The organism is Moorena sp. SIO4E2, assembly GCF_010671945.1.
GTDB lineage: Bacteria > Cyanobacteriota > Cyanobacteriia > Cyanobacteriales > Coleofasciculaceae > Moorena > Moorena producens.
Genome location: NZ_JAAHIE010001370.1, coordinates 1 through 1,129 on the forward strand (window position 1 = coordinate 1; position 1,129 = coordinate 1,129).

Annotated in this window: 1 pseudogene; it reads right to left on the reverse strand. The window is 47.8% G+C overall.

Features of this window, described 5'->3' with window-relative positions:
- Positions 1 to 6: 6 nt before the first annotated feature.
- Positions 7 to 681, reverse strand: a pseudogene (locus tag F6K37_RS43760) (TlyA family RNA methyltransferase); the annotation flags it as partial.
- Between the last annotated feature and the right edge of the window lie 448 nt (positions 682 to 1,129).

A 1,129-nucleotide genomic window follows, 5' to 3' on the forward strand; every position in this document is an offset into this window, starting at 1 on the left:
TCAAGCTAGCTGTTTGGCGGATTCTAGAACGTTTGCGATCGCATCCGCACGGTAATGGGGGTCCCTGACTACTCCCTTTTTCCCGACACGGTCACGACCAACTTCAAACTGAGGCTTGACTAGCAACACTACTTCACGGGGAGGGGATAGCAGTTGCCATAGAGCAGGAAGAATTTTGGTTAAGGAAATAAAGGAAACATCCACTACGCCTAAATCAGCATAGACTTGACCCTGATTCGGGACTGGTGAAACACCGTACAAGTCCGCAGGCTGAAGATAGCGTAAGTTGGTACGTTCTTTCAACACCACCCGCTGGTCATTGCGCAGACTCCAGGCTACTTGTCCATATCCCACATCAACACCATAAACCTGTTTTGCTCCAGCTTTTAGCAAGCAGTCGGTGAAGCCACCGGTAGAAATCCCACCATCTAGGCAAATGCGTCCCTTTACTGAAATTCCAAATACCTCCAAGGCTTTGGCAAGTTTTTGCCCTCCTCTGGATACAAAAGGGGGTTTCTCTTTCACCTGAATCTGAGCCGTGGTCTTAATTTCAGTTCCCGGCTTATCTAATATTTGTCCATCTACCATTACTTCACCGGCACGAATCAGCACCTGAGCTCGCTGTCGGGATTCACACAGGTTAAGGTCTACTAATAATTTATCGAGTCGTTGTTTAACCAATGGGATTGGAAGGTTAGGAGGTTAGGAGGTTGGAAGGTTGAAGGTTTTAAGGTTGAAGGTTAGGAGGTTGGAAGGTTGAAGGTTGAAGGTTGATGGTTAGGAGGTTGGAAGGTTGATGGTTGATGGTTAGTAGAATTCAGAATGTAGTGCGTAGGGTGCGTTAGGGACGGGCGAGCCCTAATTTTCCGCCTCGTAGCCAGTGTTGGGATAGCCCGTCCCGTAACGCACCACCGGGTCTGCACTTTTGATCTCTTTGCAGTTTACCACTGAGATACTTTGGTTTGGGTTGTTGTGTGACTTTCGCTGGTGCAGAAACTAGAATCGAGTACTAAATGCGATCGCATCCCAAAGGGAGTGACAAGCCACCTTTTTACCCTTGTTATCACCCCCTCAGGTCTTAATCCCTACTCCCATTAACTTAGGAGCTTTGTAGCTCACCCCATTGAAA